Annotated in this window: 27 protein-coding genes; 22 read left to right on the top strand and 5 right to left on the bottom strand. The window is 67.6% G+C overall.

Features of this window, described 5'->3' with window-relative positions:
* Positions 1-8 precede the first annotated feature (8 nt).
* The 21 genes from nifD (at position 9) to VAR608DRAFT_RS06070 (ending at position 17,403) form a co-directional block, all read left to right on the top strand.
* On the top strand, positions 9-1,472 hold the full coding sequence (gene nifD / locus VAR608DRAFT_RS06170) for a nitrogenase molybdenum-iron protein alpha chain (RefSeq protein ID WP_088953252.1): 1,464 nt from the start codon (positions 9-11) through the stop codon (positions 1,470-1,472).
* 45 nt (positions 1,473-1,517) lie between these two features.
* A complete protein-coding gene (gene nifK, locus VAR608DRAFT_RS06165; protein ID WP_088953251.1) occupies positions 1,518-3,077 on the top strand; it encodes a nitrogenase molybdenum-iron protein subunit beta in 1,560 nt (519 codons plus the stop codon).
* Between the two features lie 16 nt (positions 3,078-3,093).
* Positions 3,094-3,414 (top strand): hypothetical protein, encoded by a 321-nt coding sequence (locus VAR608DRAFT_RS06160; protein ID WP_088953250.1) that lies wholly within the window; start codon positions 3,094-3,096, stop codon positions 3,412-3,414.
* Between the two features lie 43 nt (positions 3,415-3,457).
* Entirely contained in the window at positions 3,458-3,943 is a 486-nt protein-coding gene (locus VAR608DRAFT_RS06155; protein ID WP_088953249.1) for a hypothetical protein, read from the top strand.
* A 106-nt stretch (positions 3,944-4,049) separates the two neighbouring features.
* A complete protein-coding gene (locus VAR608DRAFT_RS06150) occupies positions 4,050-4,868 on the top strand; it encodes a tRNA nucleotidyltransferase (RefSeq protein ID WP_088953248.1) in 819 nt (272 codons plus the stop codon).
* Positions 4,869-5,014: 146 nt separating this feature from the next.
* The gene (gene nifE / locus VAR608DRAFT_RS06145; protein ID WP_088953247.1) at positions 5,015-6,475 is read left to right on the top strand and encodes a nitrogenase iron-molybdenum cofactor biosynthesis protein NifE; all 1,461 of its coding nucleotides are present in this window, start codon (positions 5,015-5,017) and stop codon (positions 6,473-6,475) included.
* Between the two features lie 35 nt (positions 6,476-6,510).
* Positions 6,511-7,914, top strand: a complete 1,404-nt coding sequence (gene nifN / locus VAR608DRAFT_RS06140) for a nitrogenase iron-molybdenum cofactor biosynthesis protein NifN (protein WP_088953246.1) — start codon at positions 6,511-6,513, stop codon at positions 7,912-7,914.
* 25 nt (positions 7,915-7,939) lie between these two features.
* Positions 7,940-8,359 (top strand): nitrogen fixation protein NifX, encoded by a 420-nt coding sequence (nifX, locus tag VAR608DRAFT_RS06135; RefSeq protein WP_088953245.1) that lies wholly within the window; start codon positions 7,940-7,942, stop codon positions 8,357-8,359.
* Entirely contained in the window at positions 8,352-8,846 is a 495-nt protein-coding gene (locus VAR608DRAFT_RS06130; RefSeq protein ID WP_088953244.1) for a NifX-associated nitrogen fixation protein, read from the top strand. Before nifX ends, VAR608DRAFT_RS06130 begins: the two co-directional genes overlap by 8 nt.
* Before the next feature lie 16 nt (positions 8,847-8,862).
* Positions 8,863-9,060, top strand: a complete 198-nt coding sequence (locus tag VAR608DRAFT_RS06125; RefSeq protein WP_088953243.1) for a CCE_0567 family metalloprotein — start codon at positions 8,863-8,865, stop codon at positions 9,058-9,060.
* Positions 9,061-9,072: 12 nt separating this feature from the next.
* Positions 9,073-9,381, top strand: a complete 309-nt coding sequence (fdxB, locus tag VAR608DRAFT_RS06120; RefSeq protein ID WP_088953242.1) for a ferredoxin III, nif-specific — start codon at positions 9,073-9,075, stop codon at positions 9,379-9,381.
* Positions 9,382-9,394: 13 nt separating this feature from the next.
* Entirely contained in the window at positions 9,395-9,991 is a 597-nt protein-coding gene (locus VAR608DRAFT_RS06115) for a nitrogen fixation protein NifQ (protein WP_443082919.1), read from the top strand.
* 90 nt (positions 9,992-10,081) lie between these two features.
* Complete coding sequence (locus tag VAR608DRAFT_RS06110; RefSeq protein WP_231973277.1) at positions 10,082-10,711, top strand: oxygen-binding protein; 630 nt, start codon at positions 10,082-10,084, stop codon at positions 10,709-10,711.
* Positions 10,708-11,256, top strand: coding sequence for a DUF2325 domain-containing protein (locus VAR608DRAFT_RS06105; protein ID WP_088953241.1), 549 nt, complete (start codon positions 10,708-10,710; stop codon positions 11,254-11,256). Before VAR608DRAFT_RS06110 ends, VAR608DRAFT_RS06105 begins: the two co-directional genes overlap by 4 nt.
* A gap of 30 nt (positions 11,257-11,286) precedes the next feature.
* A complete protein-coding gene (locus VAR608DRAFT_RS06100) occupies positions 11,287-12,279 on the top strand; it encodes an LLM class flavin-dependent oxidoreductase (RefSeq protein WP_088953240.1) in 993 nt (330 codons plus the stop codon).
* Between the two features lie 97 nt (positions 12,280-12,376).
* Entirely contained in the window at positions 12,377-13,075 is a 699-nt protein-coding gene (gene modB, locus VAR608DRAFT_RS06095; RefSeq protein ID WP_231973276.1) for a molybdate ABC transporter permease subunit, read from the top strand.
* Between the two features lie 26 nt (positions 13,076-13,101).
* Positions 13,102-13,863 carry a molybdate ABC transporter substrate-binding protein gene (gene modA / locus VAR608DRAFT_RS06090; RefSeq protein WP_443082973.1) on the top strand — a complete coding sequence of 254 codons (762 nt, stop codon included), beginning with the start codon at positions 13,102-13,104 and terminating at the stop codon, positions 13,861-13,863.
* Between the two features lie 19 nt (positions 13,864-13,882).
* Complete coding sequence (locus tag VAR608DRAFT_RS06085) at positions 13,883-14,674, top strand: ABC transporter ATP-binding protein (RefSeq protein ID WP_088958641.1); 792 nt, start codon at positions 13,883-13,885, stop codon at positions 14,672-14,674.
* Positions 14,667-15,464 carry a TOBE domain-containing protein gene (locus VAR608DRAFT_RS06080; protein WP_088953238.1) on the top strand — a complete coding sequence of 266 codons (798 nt, stop codon included), beginning with the start codon at positions 14,667-14,669 and terminating at the stop codon, positions 15,462-15,464. Before VAR608DRAFT_RS06085 ends, VAR608DRAFT_RS06080 begins: the two co-directional genes overlap by 8 nt.
* A 39-nt stretch (positions 15,465-15,503) precedes the next feature.
* Positions 15,504-16,790: a porin gene (locus VAR608DRAFT_RS06075; RefSeq protein ID WP_088953237.1), complete on the top strand. Its 1,287-nt coding sequence runs from the start codon at positions 15,504-15,506 to the stop codon at positions 16,788-16,790.
* 151 nt (positions 16,791-16,941) lie between these two features.
* Positions 16,942-17,403, top strand: a complete 462-nt coding sequence (locus VAR608DRAFT_RS06070; RefSeq protein WP_157730670.1) for a GAF domain-containing protein — start codon at positions 16,942-16,944, stop codon at positions 17,401-17,403.
* A gap of 345 nt (positions 17,404-17,748) precedes the next feature.
* On the opposite strand, the gene VAR608DRAFT_RS06065 is transcribed toward VAR608DRAFT_RS06070, so the two are convergent.
* The gene (locus tag VAR608DRAFT_RS06065) at positions 17,749-18,321 is read right to left on the bottom strand and encodes a TetR/AcrR family transcriptional regulator (protein WP_231973275.1); all 573 of its coding nucleotides are present in this window, start codon (positions 18,319-18,321) and stop codon (positions 17,749-17,751) included.
* Between the two features lie 185 nt (positions 18,322-18,506).
* Here VAR608DRAFT_RS06065 and VAR608DRAFT_RS06060 point away from each other — a divergent pair, with 185 nt between their 5' ends.
* Entirely contained in the window at positions 18,507-20,117 is a 1,611-nt protein-coding gene (locus tag VAR608DRAFT_RS06060) for a 4-hydroxyphenylacetate 3-hydroxylase family protein (RefSeq protein ID WP_088953234.1), read from the top strand.
* Positions 20,118-20,147: 30 nt separating this feature from the next.
* Here the strand turns inward: VAR608DRAFT_RS06060 and VAR608DRAFT_RS06055 are convergent, their stop codons facing one another.
* From VAR608DRAFT_RS06055 to VAR608DRAFT_RS06040, 4 genes are all read right to left on the bottom strand, one after another.
* A complete protein-coding gene (locus VAR608DRAFT_RS06055) occupies positions 20,148-20,786 on the bottom strand; it encodes an aquaporin (protein ID WP_088953233.1) in 639 nt (212 codons plus the stop codon).
* A complete protein-coding gene (locus VAR608DRAFT_RS06050; RefSeq protein ID WP_088953232.1) occupies positions 20,783-21,289 on the bottom strand; it encodes an arsenate reductase ArsC in 507 nt (168 codons plus the stop codon). Before VAR608DRAFT_RS06050 ends, VAR608DRAFT_RS06055 begins: the two co-directional genes overlap by 4 nt.
* 8 nt (positions 21,290-21,297) lie before the next feature.
* Positions 21,298-21,621 (bottom strand): ArsR/SmtB family transcription factor, encoded by a 324-nt coding sequence (locus tag VAR608DRAFT_RS06045; protein WP_088953231.1) that lies wholly within the window; start codon positions 21,619-21,621, stop codon positions 21,298-21,300.
* Between the two features lie 95 nt (positions 21,622-21,716).
* On the bottom strand, positions 21,717-22,556 hold the full coding sequence (locus VAR608DRAFT_RS06040; protein WP_088953230.1) for a shikimate dehydrogenase: 840 nt from the start codon (positions 22,554-22,556) through the stop codon (positions 21,717-21,719).
* Positions 22,557-22,573: the final 17 nt, after the last annotated feature.

The raw sequence follows: 22,573 nt of genomic DNA, 5'->3' as shown, positions 1-22,573 counted from the left end.
GTCCCCCCATGACCGCCACCGTTGAAGAGCGCAAGGCCGCGAACAAGGCCCTGATCGATGAAGTGCTGAAGGCCTATCCCGAGAAGATGGCCAAGCGGCGCGCCAAGCACCTGGGCACGTTCGAGGAAGGCAAGCCCGACTGCGGCGTCAAGTCCAACATCAAGTCGCTGCCCGGCGTCATGACCATCCGCGGCTGCGCCTATGCCGGCAGCAAGGGCGTGGTCTGGGGCCCGATCAAGGACATGATCCACATCAGCCACGGCCCGGTGGGCTGCGGCCAGTATTCGTGGGCCGCACGCCGCAACTACTACATCGGCACCACCGGCATCGACACCTTCGTGACGATGCAGTTCACCTCCGACTTCCAGGAGAAGGACATCGTCTTCGGCGGCGACAAGAAGCTGGACAAGATCATCGACGAGATCCAGGAACTCTTTCCGCTGAACAAGGGCATCTCGATCCAATCCGAGTGCCCGATCGGCCTGATCGGCGACGACATCGAAGCCGTGAGCAAGAAGAAGTCGAAGGAGTACGAAGGCCACACCATCGTGCCGGTGCGCTGCGAGGGCTTCCGCGGCGTGAGCCAGTCGCTGGGCCACCACCTGGCCAACGACGCGATCCGCGACTGGGTGTTCGACAAGGTCGACCCGAACAAGCGGCCCGAGTTCGAATCCACGCCCTACGACGTGGCGATCATCGGCGACTACAACATCGGCGGCGACGCCTGGTCCAGCCGCATCCTGCTGGAAGAGATCGGCCTGCGCGTGATCGCGCAGTGGTCGGGCGACGGCTCCATCGCCGAGCTGGAGAACACGCCCAAGGCCAAGCTCAACGTGCTGCACTGCTACCGCTCGATGAACTACATCAGCCGGCACATGGAAGAGAAGTACGGCATCCCGTGGGTCGAGTACAACTTCTTCGGCCCGACCATGATCGAGAAGAGCCTGCGCGAGATCGCCAGCCACTTCGACGACACCATCAAGGCCAATGCCGAGAAGGTGATCGCCAAGTACCGTCCGCTGATGGACGCGGTGATCGCCAAGTTCAAGCCGCGCCTGGCGGGCAAGAAGGTGATGCTCTTCGTCGGCGGCCTCAGGCCGCGCCACGTGATCGGCGCCTACGAGGACCTGGGCATGGACGTGGTCGGCACCGGCTACGAGTTCGGCCACAACGACGACTACCAGCGCACCACCCACTACGTGAAGGACGGCACGCTGATCTACGACGACGTGACCGGCTACGAGTTCGAGAAGTTCGTCGAGCAGGTCCAGCCCGACCTGGTGGGCTCGGGCATCAAGGAGAAGTACGTGTTCCAGAAGATGGGCGTGCCTTTCCGCCAGATGCACAGCTGGGACTACTCCGGCCCCTACCACGGCTACGACGGCTTCGCCATCTTCGCGCGCGACATGGACATGGCGATTTCCAGCCCGGTCTGGAGCCTGGCCAAGGCGCCCTGGAAGAAGGCGGCCTGAAGTCCGCGACAACCCTCGCACACGAAACCATCCAAGGAGCCTGACATGCCTCAATCAGCCGACAAGATCCTCGACCACGAACTGCTGTTCCGCGAGCCGGAGTACCAGGAGATCTTCCGCACGAAGAAGGAACAATTCGAGTTCAACCATCCCGACGAGACGGTCAAGCAGATCGTCGAGTGGACCAAGACCGAGGACTACAAGGAAAAGAACTTCAAGCGCGATTCGCTGACCGTGAATCCCGCCAAGGCCTGCCAGCCCCTGGGTGCGGTCTACGTGGCCAACGGCTTTCACAAGACCCTGAGCTTCGTGCACGGCAGCCAGGGCTGCGTGGCCTACTACCGCTCGCATTTCTCGCGCCACTTCAAGGAGCCGACCTCCTGCGTCAGTTCCTCGATGACCGAGGATGCGGCGGTGTTCGGCGGCCTGAACAACATGATCGACGGCCTGGCGAACGCCTACAACCTCTACAAGCCCGAGATGATCGCGGTCTCCACGACCTGCATGGCGGAGGTGATCGGCGACGACCTCGATGCCTTCATCAAGAACAGCAAGCAGAAGGGCAGCGTGCCCGAGGCGTACGACGTGCCCTTCGCGCACACGCCGGCCTTCGTTGGCAGCCACGTCACGGGCTACGACAACGCGCTCCTGGGCATCCTCAAGCATTTCTGGGACGGCAAGGCCGGCACCACCGCGCCGCTCGTCCGCGTGCCGGACGAGAGCATCAACTTCATCGGCGGCTTCGACGGCTTCGTGGTCGGCAACATGAAGGAGATCCGCCGCATCTTCGATCTGTTCGGCGTCAAGGTGAACGTGATCTGCGACCCGTCGGAGACCTGGAACACGCCCACCGACGGCGAGTTCCGCATGTACGAGGGCGGCACGACCAAGGAAGAGGTGGAAGCGGCGCTCAACGCGAAGGCCACCATCGTCTTCCAGGAATACTGCTGCGAGAAGACCAGCAAGTTCATCGCCGAGCACGGCCAGGAGGTCGTGGTGCTCAACGCCCCGATGGGCGTGAAAGGCACGGACGAGTTCGTGATGGCCATCTCGCGCCTGACCGGCAAGCCGGTGCCCGCGCAACTGGAGAAGGAGCGCGGCCAGCTGGTGGACGCCATGGCCGACAGCCAGGCGCACCTGCACGGCAAGCGCTTCGCGCTCTACGGCGATCCCGACCAGATGCTGGGCACCACCCAGTTCCTGCTGGAACTGGGCGCCGAACCGGCCCATGTGCTGGCGACCAACGGCAACGAGGACTGGGCGAGCAAGGTGCGGGCGCTGTTCGACGCCTCGCCCTATGGCGCCGGCTGCAAGGCCTATCCCAAGCGCGACCTCTGGCACATGCGCTCGCTGCTGTTCACGGAGCCGGTGGATTTCCTCATCGGCAACACCTACGGCAAGTACCTGGAGCGCGACACCAGGACGCCGCTGGTGCGCATGACCTTCCCGATCTTCGACCGCCACCACTACCACCGTTACCCGACCTGGGGCTACGAGGGTGCGCTGCGCACGCTGGTCATGCTGCTGGACGAGTTCTTCGAAACGCTCGATGCGAACACCATCGTGCCGGCGAAGACCGACTACAGCTACGACATCATCCGCTGAGACGGAGCCGTCGACCATGCCCGACGCAGTCCTGGTCAAGCTCACGCAGGACGGCCGGCGGGTCGAGGTGATCGATGGCTGGGTGTGCCTCGCCGGAGCGCGCGAGGCCGACCACCTGGTGCCGATCCTCGAACACCCGAACCGCCAGGCCATCGTGCGCGCGGTGCCCGGCGCCACGCATGTGGCAGGCCGGCTGCCGCTGACGCACGCGGAGGCAGCCATCGCCCAAGGGGCGATGGCCAGCGCCCAACGCGAGTTCGACGCCAGTCCTGCGGGCATCACGCAACGCCTGCGGCATGCCACCTGGGCCAAGGCGGCCGCGGAAGGCGTGGAATAGCGCGCCGCCGACGCAAGGCCATGCAACGCAAGCGGAGCCTGCCGTGATCCATGTGGTGGAACTGCCCGAACAGGACCCGCCGCGCGCCTGGTTCGCCTACGACGACGCGGATCTTGCACGCAAGGTGGCGGCATCGGATCCGTTCGAGGCCTGGGAGATCCACGACGAGCTGACGGCGCGCGAGCTGCTCGAAGCGGCCGGCCACACCATGCCCGACGAAGCCGCGCGCCGCGCCTTCCCGGCCATTTGCGGCCTGGGCGATGCGCATGGCTGGGACACGCGGCTCTACCGGGCCGACCACCTGCTGGGGCGCGGTGTGCTGCGCACTGAAGCGGTCGGCCTGCGCGATGCGCTCGCGGCCGCGCTGGCGGCGCGCTGCGGCAGCACCTGCATCTATTGGAACGACAGCGACGCCGTGGCCGCCTTCGAAGGCGCCGACCCGCGCCTGGCCGGCGAGGCACGCTGGTGGGCGCGGCGCGCGCTCTACGAGCAGCTGGTGGAGCTGGAAGTGCTCGCGGACGACAACTGAGGCACGAACACCATGCTGCCCCGCATGCAATGCGAGCACCTGATCGAGCAACTGCGCCGCGTCGAGCCGGTGTGGTTCGAGATCGCCTACTGAATCCGCCGCCATCATGATGCCCATGGGACAGCAGTTGTTCCGTCTCGCCCTGGGTGCGGCGCAGAGCCGGGGCGCCGTGCTGGACGCGGCCGACCAGGCGCTGATGGTGAGCGCCGTGCAGATGGACCTGATCGAGCGCCTGACACCGCAGCAGGCGGGCGAGGTGTTGCGGCGGGCGCTGATGTCGCCCTACCCGGAGGGCTTCTTCCGCGCGCTGCGCGACTGCGCCGGCCTGCGGCGTTTCCTGCCCGAGCTCGAGGCCCTCTTCGGCGTGCCGCATGCGAGCGACCAGCCGGAGCCGGTCGACGTGGGAGAGCACCAGCTGCGCGTGCTGGCCCAGGCGGCACGGCGCGGCGCGCGGCTGGCGGTGCGATTCGCGGCGCTCGCGCACAAGATCGGCATGGCCGACACGCCGCGCCACTGCTGGCCGAGCCATGTGGGTCACGAGGCACGGGGCCGGGCACGGCTTTCCGCGCTGGGCGCGCGCATCGCGATGCCGGCCGAAGCGCTCGAGCTGGCGGCCCTGGCGATCGCCGAGTGCGACCGCGTGCACCGCGCGAGCGACCTGCGCGCGGGCCCGATCGCCGAGCTGCTGGCGCGCGTGCAGGCATTGCAGCAGCCCGAGCGCTTCGAGCAGCTGCTCGAAGTGTGCGTCTGCGACTACTCGGCCTACGCGGGGCACAGCGAGGCCGACTACGCGAAAGCCCCGCGCCTGCGCCGCGCGCTGGCGGCCTATGCATCGGTGCCCGACGCGCCGGTGCCGGCCAATCCGCATGCGAGGGCGGAGGCCGTGGCCCGGGCCTTGCGACCCGGAGGCGGCGAGCACGTGTAGTGTCGCAATCCCTCCAAACGCGCCAGTCCCGTGCTTCCGATCCATCCAAAGGCTGCAAAAACGCCCCCGGACGCGGGCTGAATGTGGGCTTTGTCGCTGGCATCGAATCTGCAATGCAAGGCTTCCACACGTGCAAGGAGCCTCCGATGTCCGTCTCCCTCAAAGCCAAGATCGCCGAAGTGTTCGACGAACCCGGATGCGACAAGAACCAGGGCAAGAGCGAGAAGGAGCGCAAGAAGGGCTGCACCAAGCAGCTCTCGCCCGGCGCGGCAGCCGGCGGCTGTGCCTTCGACGGCGCCAAGATCGCGCTGCAACCGATCGTCGACGTGGCGCACCTCGTGCACGGGCCGATCGCCTGCGAAGGGAACTCGTGGGACAACCGGCATGCGGCGTCGTCGGGCTCCACGCTCTACCGCACCGGCTTCACGACCGACATCAACGAGCTCGACGTCATCTACGGCGGCGAGAAGCGCCTCTTCAAGAGCGTGCGCGAGATCATCGAGAAGTACGACCCGCCGGCCGTGTTCGTCTACCAGACCTGCGTGACCGCGCTGATCGGCGACGACATCGAGGCGGTGTGCAAGCGCGCGTCGGAGAAGTTCGGCAAGCCGGTGATCCCGGTCAACTCGCCCGGCTTCGCGGGGCCGAAGAACCTGGGCAACAAGCTGGGCGGCGAATCGATCCTCGACTACGTGATCGGCACGCGCGAGCCGGCCTACACCACGCCCTGCGACATCAACATCATCGGCGAGTACAACCTCTCGGGCGAGCTGTGGCAGACCAAGCCCTTGCTCGACGCGCTGGGCATCCGCGTGCTCTCGTGCATCTCGGGCGACGGCCGCTACGACGAGATCGCGAGCGCACACCGTGCCAAAGTCAACATGATGGTCTGCTCGAAGTCGATGATCAACATCGCGACCAAGATGCAGCAGCGCTGGGGCATACCGTACTTCGAGGGTTCCTTCTACGGCATCGGCGACATGAGCGACACGCTGCGGCAGATCTCGAAGCTGCTGGTGCAGCAGGGCGCGCCGGCGGAGCTGCTGGATCGCACCGAGAGGCTCATCGAGGTCGAGGAAGCGCGCGCCTGGAAGCGCATCGCGCATTACAGGCAGCGCCTCGCCGGCAAGCGGGTGCTGCTCATCACGGGCGGCGTGAAGTCGTGGTCGGTGGTGGCGGCGCTGCAGGAGGCGGGGCTGGAGATCGTCGGCACCAGCATCAAGAAGAGCACCCGCGAAGACAAGGAAAAGATCAAGGAGATCATGGGCGACGACGCCCACATGATCGACGACATGACGCCGCGCGAGATGTACAACATGCTGCGCGACGCCAAGGCCGACATCATGCTGTCGGGCGGACGTTCGCAGTTCGTGGCGCTGAAGGCCCGCATGCCCTGGCTCGACATCAACCAGGAGCGCCACCATCCCTACGGCGGCTACGAGGGGATGGTGGAGCTGGTGCAGGAGATCGACCGCGCCCTCTTCAATCCGGTGTGGCAGCAGGTACGCATCCCGGCGCCCTGGGGCGACGACGGCGAGACGCTGGGCGCGGTGCAGCCCGCCCCGCGCAAGGCCCCCGGCCTCGAAGCCGACGAGCTTGCGGCCTGAAGCGGCCGCGGCACATCGGACATCGGACCCACGCCATGGCCAGCGTCGTCGAATCGAAAAAAGCTTGCGCGGTCAATCCGCTCAAGATGAGCCAGCCGCTGGGCGCGAGCTTCGCGTTCATGGGGCTGGATGCCTGCATGCCCGTGATGCACGGCTCGCAGGGCTGCACCTCCTTCGGCCTGGTGCTGCTGGTGCGCCACTTCAAGGAGGCGATCCCGCTGCAGACCACGGCGATGAACGAGGTCACGACCATCCTCGGCGGCTACGAGAACATCGAGGCCGCGCTGCTCAACATCCGCAAGCGCGCGGCGCCGAAGCTCATCGCGATCTGCTCCACCGGCCTGACCGAGACCAAGGGCGACGACGTCGACGGCTACATCGCCACGGTGCGCAAGCGCAAGCCGGAACTGGACGACACCGAGATCATCTACGTCTCGACACCGGACTACGTGGGCGCCTTCGAGGATGGCTACAAGCATGCCGTCACCGGCATCGTGAAGGCGCTGGTCAAGCCCTTGCCCGTGCGGGCAGGGCAGGTCACGCTGCTGCCCGGCAGCCATCTCTCGCCGGGCGACATCGACGAGCTGCGCGAGATCATCGAGGCCTTCGGGCTCGAGGCCATCGTGCTGCCGGACCTCTCCGGCTCGCTCGACGGCCACATCGCGCCCGACTGGCGCGGCACCACGCTGGGCGGGACGACGCTCGAGCAGATCCGCGCGGCTGGCGCCTCGGCCTTCACGATCGGCGTCGGCGAACAGACGCGCGAGGCGGCGCTGGCCCTGCAGTCCATCGCCGGCACGCCCCTCGAAGTGTTCGAGCGCCTGACCGGCCTCGAAGCCAATGACCGCCTGCTGCAGCGCCTGTCGCAAATCGCCGGCCGGCCGGTGCCGGCCAGGTACCGGCGCGAGCGCAGCCAACTGCTCGACGCGATGCTCGACGGCCACTTCTACACCGGCGGCATCAAGGTGGCGATCGGCGCCGAGCCCGACCTGCTGCTGGCCGTGGGCAGCCTGCTGCACGAGATGGGCGCCGAACTGCGCGTATGCGTCAGCACCACGCAGTCGCCTTCGCATGCGCTGCTGCCCGCCGAGCAGGTGGTGATCGGCGACCTGGAAGACATGGAGAACGCCGCCGGCGATTGCGACCTGCTGGTGACGCATTCGCACGGGCGCCAGATGGCCGAGCGCCTTTGCAAGCCGCTCTTTCGCGTCGGCTTCCCGGTCTTCGATCGCGTGGGCAATGCGCACCGCCGATACGTCGGCTACCGCGGCACGATGAACCTGATCTTCGAGATCGCCAACCTGATGATCGAGCAGATCCCGCATCACCACGCCGGCGACTGGCCGCTCGCGCCCGAGGCGCGGCGCGCCGCCGCGGCCGATGCCGCCCGCGTGCCGGCGGGCGAGGGCGTCGCCACGGTGGCGGCGGCCAGCGCCTGAACCGAGTCACCCACCAGGAGCCCCCATGAAAATCGCATTCGCTACCCAGGACAAGACGCACGTCGATGCGCACTTCGGCTGGGCCAAGAGCATCGTGACCTACGAGGTCACGCCCCTCGGCCATCGATTCGTCGAGAGCTTCGACTTCGGCGGCAAGCTGGAGGAAGACGGGGACGAGGACAAGCTCGCGCCCAAGCTCGACGCCATCAAGGACTGCGCCATCCTCTACGTCGCCGCCATCGGCGGCTCGGGGGCCGCGCGGGTGGTGGCGCTGAAGATCCATCCCATCAAGGTGCCGCAGCCCGAGCCGATCGCCGCGATCCTCGACAAGCTGCAGGAGGTGCTCAAGGGCTCGCCGCCGCCCTGGCTGCGCAAGGCGCTGGCCAAGGACGGCGAGCGCGCCTTCGATTTCGAAGACGAGGACGAAGAGGTTTCCCATGGCTGAAGAAGCAATCATCGAGGCCCCCGCGGCCGAAGCCGGCGACGAGGCCTTCCTGGCCACGCCGTTCGTGCAGCAACTGATCAAGCAACTGCGCGCGCAGGACACCCACGGGGCCTGGGACGGCAAGAGCGACCTGCAGCTGCTCAAGCCCTACATCCTGACGCCGGAGGAGCGCCGCGCCATCCCGATCATGGGCGACCCCGATCCCGAGACGCTGTGGCGGCTGGAGATCTTCTACAACGCCATCGCCGTCGCGATCGAGCGCGCCACCGGCCAGATGGTCTCGCCCATGATGAAGATGAGCCACGAGGGCTTCGGCCGCATGGTGCTGATCGCCGGCCGGCTGGTGGTGGTCAACAAGCAGCTGCGCGACGTGCACCGCTTCGGCTTTCCCTCGCTGGCCAAGCTGGCCGAGGCCGGCGGCAAGTTCCTGGGCGAGGCGATCGGGATGATCCGCGACTACCCGGCCGTCGCCCAGTACGGCGCATGAACGGAAGGGATAGAGCATGAGCACCGATGCCGACGAACTCAAGGCCCGGCTGAAGAAGCTGAACGCCCAGGCCACCCAGGCCAAGATGGACCTGCACGACCTGTCGGAGGAGCTGCCGACCCACTGGGAGCAGATCCTCTCGGTGGCGCAGCGCTGCCACGACGCCCATGCGGCGCTGATGGAAGCGCGCAAGGCCGCGGCAGCGACGACCTGACGAGGGCCCGCGATGACCGGCACCTTCAGCGTGACCCTGCCCAGCGGCGCTTCATGGACGCCGACCTTCGTCGCCGCGCTCGACGAGCAGAAGTGCATCGGTTGCGGCCGCTGCTTTCGCGTCTGTCCGCGCGGCGTGCTCGAACTCGTGGGCCTGGGCGAGGACGGCGAGCACATCCGCCTCGAAGGCGAAGACGACGAGGATGACGAGTATGAGAAGAAGGTCATGACCATCGCGCACAAGGAGCTGTGCATCGGCTGCACCGCCTGCGCGAAGATCTGCCCGAAGAAGTGCTACACCCACGCGGCCGCCGAGCTGTGAGAGCGAGCCGGCCGTGGATATCCGCACGCGCCTGATCCGTTTCGCCGCCCGGCCGCGCGATCCCGCGGCGATGGCGCTGGCCGGTGTGCTGGGCGCGGCCTTCGAGCGCCACGGCCTGCGGACGCTGCCCATGCCGGGGCTCGATGCCGAGGCGACGCGCCGGCTGCTGGCGCGGTGGTTTCCGCACGCCGATGCGGCGCTGGGCCTGGACTGGGCGGCACTGCAGGGTGCCGAACGCCAGGAGCCGCGCAGCGACGAGATCGAGGACCTGCGCGCACTGCTGCGCGACCATGCCGACGCCGGGGCCGGCAGCGCGGAAGAATGCGAGGCCGTGGCTTGTGCGCTGGCCTGCGCGAGCCTGGGCGACAACCATCTTTGGCAGGACCTGTGCCTGCCTTCGCGGCGCGAGCTCACTGCGTTGATCGGCCGCTGGTTCCCCGCGCTCGCGGCCCGCAACACGCACGACATGAAGTGGAAGAAGTTCTTCTACAAGCAGCTGTGCGAACGCGAGGCGCTGTTCATCTGCAAGGCGCCGAGCTGCGGCGTCTGCACGGACTACGGCGTCTGCTTCGGGCCCGAGGAGGCCGTCCCCGCCGCAGCACAGGCCTGAGTGGCATGGCGCCGGGTATGGCAATTGCAGTGTGCCGTTCATCGTGATGTACACGACGACATAACGAACAAGGCACACGACAAACCCGACATGCCCATGCACTCGACGACACGTTCAACCGGTCATTCGCAGGCGCGCGCCCGATGGGTGCCGTGCAACCGGGCCTGCTATTTCACCTTGCACTGGCCGCTGGCCGATGCGGCGAGCGGGCGCGACGCGCTCCTGCCGCCGGCATGCCTGCCGCAATTGCTGCAACCGGCACACCGCCTGCTGGCCCTGTGCAACGAGGAGGGTCTGCGGCGATTGATGCAACTGCACATGGAGCGGCTGCGCCGCACGAGCCTGTTCGCGCGCGCAGGCCGTTGCTTCGATTGCGTGAGCCAGCGCGTCGCCGACTTCGTGGTCGAGGCCTGCGGCGGACCGCTCTGCTACAGCGAGCGCCACAGCCGCCTGCAGGCCGGCGCGGGCTTGCCGCTGCTGCTCGACGAAGAGGGGCGCGAGATCTGGCTGGTGCAACTCTGGCATGCCTTCGACGATGCGGGCTTTCCGCCGGCGTTGCGCGCCGACTTCTGGAACTGGGCCGAGCCCCTGTCGGTCCATCTGCTCGCGCCGCAGGCCAGGCATGCCGGGCTGACCCGCTACGACTACGACACCGTGCGCAGCTGGTTTCCGGCCAGACCCGCGAGCGGACGGGCGGCAGCGGAAGGGGCGCAGGCATGAAGGCGGTCGCGTCCGCGGACGCCGCGGCACGGCTCGATCGCGCCGAGGCCCACATCGCCGCGCTGCACGAGGAGCTTCGATCGCTGGAGGAGGCTCTGCCGGAGCTGATCGGCGGGGCAGGGCGCGCGGACGCCGGGTGGCTGGCGGCATTGCGCAACAAGCGCATCGTCTACGTCGGCGGCCATCCGGGCAGCAACGCCGTGCTGCGCACCCTGGTGCAGGCCGCCGGCGGCCGGTTCATCCTGCATGCCGGCCTCGTCGACGACGATGAGAGGCCGCGCCATGGCGAGGGCCGACGGGTGGGATTCGAGGCCCTGCTGCCGGAGGCCGACTGGGTGTTCTGCCCGCTAAACCTCATCGACAGCGACTCGCTGGCCGCCTTGCGGCGCCTCTGTGCGCGCTACGGCGTGCCGTGGCGCGCACTGCGCACCGCCAGCATCGGCAGCTTCGTGTCCGGGGTCTTGACGCAGCGGCCGATGCACGGCCCGGCGCCGCAGCGCTCGCTACCCGGGGGGCCGCGCGCATGCCCACGCCATGGCCACTGAGGCCTGTCCCGACGCAAAGGAAACCAAGCCATGCCGGATCCCCTTCAGCGCTACGGCGTCTTCCTCAACGTCGAGGACCCCACAGGCGACGCGTGCGTCGCGCTCGAACACGCGGTTGAGACAGCCGTGGCGGCCGAGTCGCTGGGCTTCGACGACGTGTGGGTGGCCGAACATCACTACAACCCCTTCGCGATCGGCAGTGCGCTCACCGTGCTGCTGGGTTACGTGGCCGCACGGACCTCCCGCATACGGCTGGGCACCGGGGCTTCGCTGCTGGCGCTCAACGATCCGGTCCGGGTGGCCGAGGATGTGGCCACGCTCGACCTGCTCAGTGGCGGCCGCATCGAATTCGGCGTCGCCCGCGGCGGGCCCTTTCCGGTTCAGCTGCGCCATGCGGGCCTGGACTCCGGTGATCTGGCACGCCAGCGCATGCTGGAGGCACTGGCGTTGATCCGGCGACTGTGGAGCGAGCCGGTCGTCGACTTCGACGGCCGTCACTACCGCCACGCGGGCCTGTCGATCCATCCACGGCCGCTGCAGCAGCCGGTGCCGGTCTGGCTCGCGAGCCTGAGTCCCGACGCGCGGCGCCTGGCGGCCGCGCAGGGCCACGGCCTGATGGCCACGCCCTCGGCCGATCTGGGGACGGTGGCGGCGGTGGTGGGCGACGAGCGCGCGGCGCGCGGCAACTTTCCGTTCGCCATCGCGCGCTTCTTCCACTGCGAGCCGGACCACGCCCGGGCCGTCGCGCACGGCGTGGCGGGCGTGCGCGAGTACCCGGGCCGGATGGGGGTGCATTTCGGGCCGGGGGGCATGCCGCCCATGTTCGAGCCCGGCGCCAGCGAAGAGACGATCCTGGCCAATGCCGTGATCGGCGATCCCGCCCATTGCGCGGCGCAGCTGCAGCGCTTGCGCAATCGGCTCGGGCCGCATCGGCTGCTGCTCAAGCCGGCCGTCCACGAGCCGGGCCCGGCGCGCGAGGCCCTGGCGCTGTTCATGCGCGAGGTCGCGGCCCACGCGGGCTGACCGACCGCGCCGCAGGCGGGATCCGGGGCTCCGGAGCGGGCACGCATGTTGCGCACAAGGCGCTATGTAGGTCACTACGTCAGGAATGTCGGAACAAATGTCGCAACCCATGTCGGAACCCTTGTCGGATTTGCTACATCAGGCCGACTGGTCGCCCCTGGCGCTCTCCCTGCAGGTGGCCGCCGTGGCGACCCTGCTCGCACTGGCGGCAGGGCTGGCCATGGGCTGGGTGTTCGCGCGCCGGCGCTTCCCGGGCAGCGCGGTGGTGGAGGCGATCCTGGTGCTGCCGCTGGTGCTGCCGCCGACGGTGATCGGCTACGGGATCCTGTTGCTGGCGGGCCGGCGCAGCGCGCTGGGCGGCTGGCTGTACCGGTATTTCGACTACACGATCATCTTCAACTGGCATGGCGCCGTGGTGGCGTCCGCCGTGGTTGCATTGCCGCTGGTGCTCAAGTCGGCCAGCGCTGCCTTCGCGGGTGTCGACCGTTCGCTGGAAGCCGCGGCACGCACGCTCCGGCAGTCGCCGTGGTCGGTCTTCGTGCGTGTGACGCTGCCGTTGGCCTGGCCCGGCATCCTCGCGGGCACCTTGCTGGCCTTTGCCCGGGCCATGGGCGAGTTCGGCGCCTCGCTGATGGTGGCCGGCTCCATGGCCCACAAGACACAGACGCTGTCGATGGCGATCTACGACGCCGTGCAGGCGGGCCAGGACGACACCGCGCTGCTGCTCGTCCTGGTGACCGCGCTCATCTCGGTCGCGGTTCTGGTCGCCTCCAACCGTTATCTGTCGCTGCGCTGATCTTCAAGGAGCATCCCGTGTCCCGCATGTCCCGCATGTCCCGCTTTCGCCGCATCCTCTTTGTTCTCCTGTTCGCGGCGCTGCCGGCGCTCGCGGGCGCACAGCCGCTGACCGTCTCGGCCGCGGCCAGCCTGACCCAGGCGTTCCAGGATCTGGCGCCGGCCTTCGAATCGGCGAAGCCGGGCGTCAAGCTGGTCTTCAACTTTGCCGCTTCGGGCGTGCTGCTGAAGCAGATCGCCCAGGGCGCGCCGGTCGACGTGTTCGTCAGCGCCGATCAGGCCACGGTCGCGCGCGGCGTGGAACAGAAGCTCTTCGATCCGGCCACCAAGCGCGACTTCGCGTTCAATTCGGTGGTGCTGGTGGTGCCGGCGCAAAGCACGATCGAGATCAGCTCGCTCAAGGATCTGGCTGCCCCGGCCGTGAGGCACATTGCCGTCGGCAAGACGGCCACGGTGCCGGTGGGGCGCTACACGCGGGAGACGCTCGAAGCGGCCGGATTGTGGGCGACGCTGGAACCCAGGTTCGTGTATGCCGACAGCGTGCGCCAGGTGCTCGACTACGTGGCGCGCGGCGAGGCCGAGGCCGGCTTCGTCTACCGCACCGATGCGGCCATCGGCGGCGACAAGGTCCGGATCGTTCTCACCGCGCAGGGCCACACGCCGGTCAGCTACCCGGCGGTGGTGGTCAGCGAGAGCAGGAACAAGGCGCTGGCCGCCGACTTCATCGCCTTCCTGCTCGGCCCCCAGGCGCAGCAGGTGCTGGCCAGGCACGGCTTCGCCCAGCCTTGACCGGTGCGTGGACACGTCGATGATCGATCTGGATCTGCAACTCTCGCTCAGCGACGGAACGCGCCGCTTCGACCTGGACATGCAACTCGCGGCCGACGTTCCGGTGGTGGCGCTCTATGGCCCTTCGGGAGCAGGGAAGTCGATCACGCTGCAAGCGATCGCGGGCCTGATGCGGCCCGCCGCCGGCCATGTGCGCATCGCGGGACGGACGCTCTTCGACGCAAGCCGTGGCATCGATGTGCCGGTCCCGGCGCGAGGCGTGGGCTACCTGTTCCAGCACTATGCGCTGTTCCCGCACCTGGACGTGCGCGACAACGTGGCTTTCGGGCTCACGAGCTGGTGCCGGCGGCGCATGTCGCCGCGCGATGCAAAGCGTGTTGACGAACTGCTGCACAGCTTCGGCCTCGGGCCGTTGGCGCGCAGCCGTCCCGGCGCATTGTCAGGCGGCCAGCAGCAGCGCGTGGCGCTCGCACGCGCCTTGGTCTGCGAGCCTTCGGTGCTGTTGCTCGACGAGCCTTTCGCCGCGCTCAATCCAGAGCTGCGACGGGACTTGCGCCGCGAGCTGGCCGAGGTCCGCGCGCGCTGGAAGCTGCCGGTGGTCATGATCACGCACGACATCGATGACGTGCTGGCGCTGGCGGACGTCGCGTTCGTCGTCGAGCAGGGTCGCGTGGTGCGCGAGGTGGACGTCCGCCGGGGTGTCGAACGCGAGGTGGTCCGGCGTGTGCTGCTCCCGGAGGCGGAGACCGCGGCGCCCAGTCCCACGCAACTGGGCGTGCGCGCCATGCTGGAGGCCTTCTCCTATGGCTGACGTGACCCTCTTGTCCGGCGAGCTGAAGCTGGCGGGCAGGCTGGATGCGCGCTTCTTCGCGCTGCTCGAAGCCATCGGCGGCACCGGGTCGATCAACCGCGCGGCGCGCGCCGCGGGCTACAGCTACAAGGGCGCCTGGCTGCTGATCGACACCGCCACCAACCTGGCACGCGAGCCGCTGATGGAAAGCGCTGCCGGGGGCCGGGGAGGGGGCGGCAGCCGACTGACGCCCGCGGCGCACGAACTGCTGGCCGCCTGGCGCCGCCTCCAGTCGAGGCACGGCGAATTCCTGCGGGCGCAGGAGGACTGGCTCAACCAACAGCCGGCGCTGGCCGGACTTCTCAGGAGAATCGCAATGAAGACCACTGCTCGCAACCAGTTCGCCGGCACCATTGCCGGCGTGGAAAGCGGACCCGTCACCACGCAGGTGACGATCGCCGTCGCCGGCGGCCAGGAGATCGTGGCCACCATGACCACCGCCGCGGCCACGCGCCTGAAGGCCGAGCCGGGCAAGGAGGCCATCGCGCTCATCAAGTCCTCGGCCATCGTGCTGGTGACCGACTTCGCCGGCTACGCGCTGTCCGCACGCAACCAGTTCGCGGGCACGATCTCGCGCGTGGAAAAAGGGGCGGTGTCGTCGCTCGTCGGATTGACCGTGCCCGGCGGAACCACGCTCACGGCCAGCGTGACCAACGACGCGGTCGACGCGCTCGGCCTCGCCGTTGGCCAGCCCGCCACGGCAGTGTTCAAGGCCTATTCGGTGATGGTGGCGGTGACCCGAATGACCTAGCCGGCAAACTGGTTTACCCTGCGGCGTGGAGACATGCCCATGAAAAAGAAGACCCTTGCTTGCATCGCAGCCCTGGTTGCCGCCGGCTCGGCTTCGGCCCAGTCGTCCGTCACGCTGTTCGGTGTCCTCGATGCGGCGGTGAGTTACTACCAGACGAACAGCAAGTATGTGAACGCCTTCAACCCGGCCAACCCCGCGCTGCCGGTGCCGCATCCGGACGTGAGACAGAGCCAGTGGGTGCTCTCGAGCGGCAACTACACGGGCAGCCGCGTCGGGTTTCGCGGAACGGAAGACCTCGGCGGAGGCCTCGCCGCCAGTTTCTGGCTCGAAGCGGGCATCGCCAACGACACGGGAGCCAGCCTCACCCCCATTGGCGTGGCCTTCAACCGTCGTTCGACGGTGAGCTTGTCGGGCGCGTTCGGTGAAGTGCGGCTGGGGCGCGACTACACCCCGACTTTCTGGAATGACAATGTCTTCGACCCCTTCCAGACCGTCGGGGTGGGTGCCGTCGCCATCAGCATGCTGCTCGGCGGCGCCGGCAGCGCGGGGACGATCGGCAACCTGGTCGTCAACCCGAACTACGTCCGTGCCAGCAACAGCGTCAGCTACTTCCTGCCCCCGGATCTGGGCGGCTTCTACGGCCATGTGATGTACGCCTTTGGCGAAAACACCAAGTACGACCCCGGAACCTTGACCCCGCCGACCCCGAACACCGCGCGCACCGGGCGCTACGCGGGAGCCCGCCTCGGTTACGCGAACGGTCCGCTGGATGTCGCTGCGGCGTACGGTTCGAGTGTCGTCGGCGACGACTATTTCGCCGGGATCACGAAATACCTCAACACGGGAAACATCGCCGGTTCGTACGACTTCGGGCCGGCGAAGCTGTTCGGTGAGTATTCGCACGTCGAACTGCAGAACGACCGCAAGATCCAGTCCCCGTTCGCGCCTTCTGGCGACATCACGATCACCGGCTACCTGCTCGGCCTGACCGTGCCCGTCGGTCCGGGCCTGATTCGCGCTTCGTACTCGCACCTTCAGGCGGACCTCAAGAACGTCGCCCAGGCCAGCCCGGGAGTGAGCGTGCCGGATCCCAAGGCCGACAAGCTGGCGCTGGGCTATGTGCACAACCTCTCCAAGCGCACATTGCTCTACGCCACTTTTGGATACACGAAGAACAAGAACGGCGCCGCCATTCCGCCCGCCCTGCCGCCCAACGGGAACGTCGGCTATCTGAACCCGAGCGTCACCGACCTCCTGAACCAGAGCGCCGGCTATCGCGCCGACACCGGCTACGGTTACGACCTGGGGATTCGTCACGTGTTCTGATCGCGGCGCAGCCGACCGAGCAGACCGCCCTCCCAAGTCCTCCCCCTCCCGCGCGCAGGGGGACAATACATTCACTGCAGCGTATTCTTGCGTCCCATCAGAGCCGCGCCCCTTGCGGCCACCGAACAGACCAGAAGGAGGAGCATGCAGCGTGTCTGAAAGAAATCTCGAAACGTTCTCGGCATTGCTCGCGAGCGAGGGGCCGGAGGCGGCCCTGCAATACCTGAACAGCGGCGTGCCGCATCGCTACACGGCCATCTATCGATTCGAAGGGGACCTGCTTCGCAACGTGCTCCTCCATGACAAGCGCAGGCAGATGCGTCCCGAGTTCCTGATTGCCGTGCCGTTCAAGCAGAGCTTCTGCCAGTTCGTACGCAGGGACCAGGTCTTTCGCACCAATGATTCCGCCAGCGATGAGCGGCTCGCAGGCCATCCCTATCGAGGCGTCGTCGTCTCGTACCACAGCGTCCCTGTCCTGAACGACGAGGGCGCGTTGTGGGGGACCATGAGCCACTTCGATATGAGAAGCCATCCCGTGGCGGATTCGGAGTTCGAGCTGCTCCAGCAAGCGGCAAAAGCCTTGAGCAGCTATATCCCGCGTCTGGTCGATTGACAGCCGCCTGCCCCTATTCGTCCTGGGCCATATTTCGGAACTCGACCCGTGCGATCGCCTCAGGATCGCAATGCTTCCAGACCGGCCAGAGCTCGAAGGCCCAGTCCAGCATGTCCGTGTACACCGGCCGCCCTTGCCCGAGACGCAACATCTCGGCTGCAAATTGCTCAGCCCACTCAACCATCACGCTACTACCCCCCAATTCAGTGGGCATGATGCCCAATGCCGGCGTGCGATGGGCGTGCGGGGTTATCCGGGGCATTAATGTCGATCAGCCGTTCGTCAGTCTTGGTCGCCCGGGCAGTCGCTCGCAGGTCCGCGGCCCGTTGACGGCGGCGGGCCGGATCATCTCCTCGGCGACGACCCGGCGCGCCCGAGCAGCTGCTCCAGGTAAGTGTTGAACAGGTCGAGCGACGCCTGCTTGAACAGGCGGATGCGACCGGTATGGCTGAGCACCAGGATCCCGACCGTGTGTGCGAACAATGCGGTCACCTCCTCGAGCGCTGCCGCGGACCGCATCCCGAGTCGCTCCAGTTCCGCCTGAACAGGCTGCAGCGAATCAAGCAGCCGGGCGTTGAGCTCGTGGTTGAGTTCCGGCGTGAGGCCTCTCGGCTTCATTCCCTGGAACAGGTAGAAGCCGAGGTCCAGGTCGCGCGGGTTGGATCGATAGAAGTCGAAGAACGCGCCTGCCGCCGCGCGCAGGCGGTCTGCCCCTTCACTGCTGTGGGTCACGGCCTCCTGCACGCGCTCGTTGAGCCGTTCGAGCGATTCTCCGAGCAGCGCGCCGTAGACCTCCTCCTTGCTGGCGAAGTAGCTGTAGATGGCGCCCGGCGTGTAGCCGGCGCGTTGGGCGATTTCCCGAATGCTCGTCTTCTCCATCCCAAGCTCGATGAAAGCCGACCTGGCGGCATCGAGCACGAGTTCACGCCGGACGTCTGCAAGCGCCTGATGGCGCAGCTGGCGGGGGTCGGCGGCGGCCCTGGCCTTCTTGGCGGCGGGCGGGCGAGGGGATCGGGCGGTCGTAGCCATGCGTCGAGTATACGTTGACCAATGAATTGAACAGTGTTTAAACTGACGATACGCCGTTCAACAGGAGACCCGCGATGAATACCCCGCTCGAGCACGCCCCCAGCCGTGTGAAACTCATGTCCGGCGATGACTACCGAGCGTCGCTGCGCCGGTACACGCCGAGGGTCTTCGTCGATGGCCGCGAAGTGGCCAGCGTGGTGGACGAGCCCGCCTTCAGGCCCGGCGTCAATGCGCTCGCGTTCACCTACGACTACGCGCTGCGACCCGAGCTCGAAGCCATCGCGCTGGCGACGCAGGCTTCGCGCAACCGGGTGGTCAGCCGCATGCTCCACATCAACGCGTCGGCCGGCGACCTGCTGAACAAGCTGGAAGCGGTGCGCGTCCTGTGTCAGGAGACCGGCTGCGCGCAGCGCTACCTCGCGCACGATGCGCTCAATGGGATCGCTCAGGCGGTTGCCCGCATCGACAATGCCAAGGGCAGCACCGAACACCGTGCCCGGTTCGACGCCTACCTGGCGCACGTGCAGGACCAGGACCTCTCGCTCGGCGTCGCCATGACGGACGCCAAGGGCGACCGGAGCCGAAAGCCGCATCAGCAGGCCAACCCCGACAGCTACGTCCATGTGGTTGAACGAAGCGGCCAGGGTATCCACATCAGCGGCACCAAGGCCATCGTCACCGGCGGCCCGTACATGCATGAATTCCTGGTCATGCCGAGCCGCAACATGGGCCGGGAGGACGAGGCGTTCGCGGTCTGCTGTGCGGTGCGGGTCGATGAGCCGGGCATCACCATCGTGGCGCGTCCCGCCGGCCGCCCCGGCGAAAAGCTGGAGCACGGCGATGCGCTGTTCTCGCGCAAGTACGGGCAATCGACCGCCGTGGTCATCTTCGACCGCGTCTTCGTGCCGTGGGAGCGCGTGTTCTACGCCGGTGAGTGGGAGCACAGCCACGTCCTGACGTACAGCTACGCCACCCACCATCGCCACAGCTGCATCGCGGCCCGCGCCGGCTTCGGGGACCTTCTCATCGGGGCCGGTGCGCTGATGTGCGAGGCGAACGGCCTCGACCCCGCCACCAGGAGCAATCTGCGTGACCCGATGGTCGAGCTCATCAAGATCACCGAAGGCTTCTATGCCTGCGGCGTCGCGGCGAGCGTGTACGCCACCCGGGACGAATACAGCGGCTCCTTCATGCCCGAGCCGGTGTACAGCAACATCGGCAAGCTGCTGCTCGCGACCCAGATCTACGACATGCACCGCATTGCGCACGAGGTGTCGGGCGGCTTGATCGTTGCCCTCCCGGGACCGGACGAGGACCACAACCCCGCGACGGCTGCCAGGCTCTCCGAGGTGCTGCAGGCGAACCCCGACATTCCCTACGACAAGCGCATCCAGACGGCGCGCTTCATCGAAGACCTGACGGCGTCCTACCAGGGCGGCTGGTACTCGGTCATCAGCCTGCATGGCGGCGGCTCGCCGGCGGCCATGAAGCAGGAAATCTGGCGCAACTACCCCGTGGGCACGAAGGTGGAACTCGTCGAACGGCTGCTCGAGCGCGGCGTGCTGCACGACGAGCAGCGTGCCATCACGAGGAACCGGCAGCCCGGCCGCTGCTGCGATACGGGATGCACGGTGCCCGGCCAGGCGGTGATGGTGCCGCTGCCTGCCAGCCGGAAAACCGGCTGACGAGCCGCCGCCGTTCGCGACCGGCTGCCTTCAGCGAATGAACCTGTGGACCGCCGCGCCGAGTCCGGCGCCGAGCAGCTCGGCAGCCGTGAAACCCAGGGCGCTCGATGGCGAAATGCCGGCGAAGCTATCGCTGAACATGCGGCCGAACACTGCCGCGGGATTGGCGAAGGATGTGCTGGCCGTGAACCAGTACGCCGCGCCGATGTAGCAGGCCACCAGAGCCGGCGCCTTGCCCGCGGGCGAGCGCAGGATGACGAGCACCAGGCCTGCCGTAGCAACGACCTCCGCCAGCCATTGGCCTTGGCCAGCCCGAAGCTTGCTGCTCCACTGGAAGATGTTGAGGTCGAACATGGCGTTGGCCAGCCAGGCGCCCAGCATGGCTCCAAGCAGTTGCGCTCCGATGTAGATGGCCAGGTCGGATAGCGGCAGTTCGCGGCGCAGCGCCATCACGGCGCTGACGGCGGGATTGAAGTGCGCGCCGCTCAGGGGCGCAAAGACTTCGATGAGGACGTAGAGCGCAAACACGGTGGCCAGCGTATTGGCCAGCAAGGCCATGGCGACGTTGCCGCCGGCCAGGCGCTCCGCCATGATGCCCGAGCCGACGACCGCACACAGGAGGCCGGCCGTGCCCAGCAACTCGGCCAGCGCTTTCCGCCAAACGGTCATGGCTTGCCGGCCAGTTCGCGCGCCTGCGTCTGCAAGAGGAGCTGATCCACGCCGGCCAGCGGCAGGTTGACCAGGAGCTCCAGTCTGCGCCGGATCGCGTGAAGCGTCTGCCGGAAGGCCTCCAGTTTCTGCTCGGCGGTTCCCGCTGCCTCCGACGGGTCCGCGTATCCCCAATGCGCGGTGGCAGGGTGGCCGGGCCAGTACGGGCAGACCTCGCCGGCGGCGTTGTCGCAGACCGTGATGACCAGGTCCATGTGCGGCGCGTCGGGCCCCGCGAACTCGTCCCAGCTCTTGCTGCGAAGCCCTTGCGTCGAGACGCCGGCATTGCGCAGCACCTCGAGCGCCAGCGGATTGGGCTCCTGGTTCTTGCGCGGGCTGCTGCCGGCGGAGAACGCCTCGAATCGTCCTTGGCCCAGCTGGTTCAGCATGGCTTCGGCCAGGATGCTGCGCGCCGAGTTGTGGGTGCACAGGAACAGGACATTGATCGGTCTGGAGTCAGCCATGGTGAATCTCAGCAGCAGCTACCTTGGGAGGCATCGAGGCAGCAGGCCTCGCCCTGGCAGCAGTTCTCGGTGAGATAGCCCAAGAGCGCGTTCATGTGCTCGAACGAGGCGCGGTAGATGAGGTTGCGGCCTTGGCGTTCCTGCGTGACGAGGCCCGCGTTCAGCAGCTCCTTGAGGTGGAAGGACAAGGTGTTGGCCGGGATGCCGGAGCCTTCGGCCATCACGCCAGGGGTCATGCCCCGCGGACCCGTGATGACCAGGGCGCGGAACACCTGCAGGCGAGCGCCTTGCGCGAGTGCGGCGAGCGAGCGGACGACATCTTGTTCTTCCATAGTTCCATCATAATGGAAGTATTGTCGACGTCAACGCCATCGGCATTTCCCAGGCCGCATGCCTGCGGCATGCAGCCGTTCCTCCGGGGGTGTCGCTAGAACGTCGCCTGGACGGCCGCGCGAAGTTCGGGGGTGATTTCGGGCAGCACGCCGAACCACGCGTGGAACGCCGGCCGCGCCTGGTTCAAGAGCATGCCGAGCCCGTTCACGGCGACGTGACCGCGCGCCTTGGCCTGCGCCAGCAACGGCGTCTCGAGCGGGATGTAGATGGCGTCGGAAACCAGCGCATGGCGGGGCAGTTCATCGAGCGACACATCGAGCGGCGGCTGCCCGTGCATGCCTTGCGTCGTGGTGTTCACCAGCAGGCTGACGCCCGCCATCGCCGCGTTGCGCTCGGACCAGGGCACCACCTTGACGCGCTCGCCGAACTCGTTCGCGAGCGCTTCGGCGCGCTCCTGCGTGCGATTGGTGATCCGCAGTTCGGGCACCCCCTGATCGAGCAGCGCCACCGCGATGGCCCGCGCCGCTCCGCCTGCGCCGAGCACCAGCGCCGGGCCCGCGTCGCCGCGCCAGTCGGGCTGGGCGTCGCGCAGGCTCTGGATGTAGCCGGCGCCGTCGTTGTTGAAGCCCTTGAGCCGTCCGTCGGGCATCACGACGATGGTGTTGATGGCCGCCATGCGCCGCGCGACCGGATCGAGTTCATCCATGAGCTTCATGGAGTTGACCTTGTGCGGCACGGTGACGTTGCAGCCCGCGAATCCGAGCGCCGGCAGCCCGCGCAACGCGGCTTCGAGCTGCTCCGGCTTCACGGGCAACTGCACATAGGCGCCCTTGAGACCGTAGTGGGCGATCCAGTGGTTGTGGATGGCAGGCGAGCGGGTGTGTGCCACCGGCCAGCCCATGACGCCGGCCAGGATGAAACGTGCATCAGACAATCGGAACTCCAGGTCAA

This window comes from Variovorax sp. HW608 (assembly GCF_900090195.1).
GTDB lineage: Bacteria > Pseudomonadota > Gammaproteobacteria > Burkholderiales > Burkholderiaceae_C > Variovorax.
This window is presented reverse-complemented; position numbering and strand designations above follow the sequence as displayed.